General features: G+C 42.4%; 2 protein-coding genes. One reads left to right on the top strand and one right to left on the bottom strand.

The features are described 5' to 3' along the window. The coding region (locus I6E24_RS16400) for a hypothetical protein (RefSeq protein ID WP_235329771.1) at nucleotides 1-270 on the top strand (270 nt) is incomplete at its 5' end. Here I6E24_RS16400 and I6E24_RS16395 read toward each other — a convergent pair. Then, nucleotides 267-416, bottom strand: a complete 150-nt coding sequence (locus tag I6E24_RS16395; RefSeq protein WP_235329769.1) for a hypothetical protein — start codon at nucleotides 414-416, stop codon at nucleotides 267-269. The two genes, I6E24_RS16400 and I6E24_RS16395, sit on opposite strands and share 4 nt — an antisense overlap. Between the last annotated feature and the right edge of the window lie 598 nt (nucleotides 417-1,014).

Below are 1,014 nucleotides of genomic sequence, written 5' to 3'. Positions count from 1 at the left end.
GGGGTAATCGCCCCGACGCTCCGTGCCGCCATTCGTGCCGTGTACAAGTGTGGAGTTTTGAATCCTCTTGAAGCTGAAAAACGTATCAAGCTGCCCAACGGCTATTATGCGGACATGTATGCCTTGCCGATGGTGGTGGCACTCGCTTTTCGCATTGACACGTCAGGTGCCGCAACGGTTCGCAATGCACTGCTGGAAAGATTGTGCCGACGAAAAGAAAAACAAGTCCTGCTGGTGTCAGTGAATAACAGGATGCCGTATGAATGTTAGAATGGAGTTTTAATGTTCAGCCATTTGATGATTAACGGTTTAATCTGACGTAGTGACGACATGAAGTCATTAAATCTGTAAATCAGTGCGTCAGTCAATCTGTAATTATCTGCAACAACCAGTCCCCGAAGAAGTGCATATTCCACGACTTCGGGCTTTTTTATCTCCTTTTACCTGAAAGAGCAACCCGTTCATACTGCATTTTCTTTTGGCATGACCTATTTTGCGCCGTTCTGCATAGATTTGCGTATCAAGATTTTACCGACACTTCCGTAGATTTGCAACCATGTTTAACCCGTTGCCGACAGAATGTAGGCAGCACTAAAACCTGTATCAAGAACATGAAGAAAAAAATCATTTGCGTAGGTACAACTCTCTACAGGATTGTAAATCGGGATTGTCATTATTCACCTATAGAGGGGAATAGGACGTTACTACACGGTAAACAAAACACAGCTGGAAAAATTCTGATATTTTGATGAGATGATGAAAGTATATATAAACATAAAGAGAAACAGCAACTTACGTCTTCATCAACCTTTCAACAAGAGAATCGGGCTGATGAAAAAAGAAAGGACACACCGCACTCTACATTACTTTTTTGGGGCGAGTGGTTTGATGAAACGATGATGAACATATATCATTTTGGTTATCAGTTTATTATCCTGTCAACTCATCAATTCATCGGATTTTCATCCGCCAACAAGTCTGCGGGACAAACGGATGGAAGGAAATGCCACTATC

Source organism: Bacteroides caecigallinarum (genome assembly GCF_021530995.1).
Lineage (GTDB): Bacteria > Bacteroidota > Bacteroidia > Bacteroidales > Bacteroidaceae > Phocaeicola > Phocaeicola faecigallinarum.
Note: the sequence above shows the minus strand (reverse complement) of the source record. Positions and strands in the feature narration are given on the sequence as shown.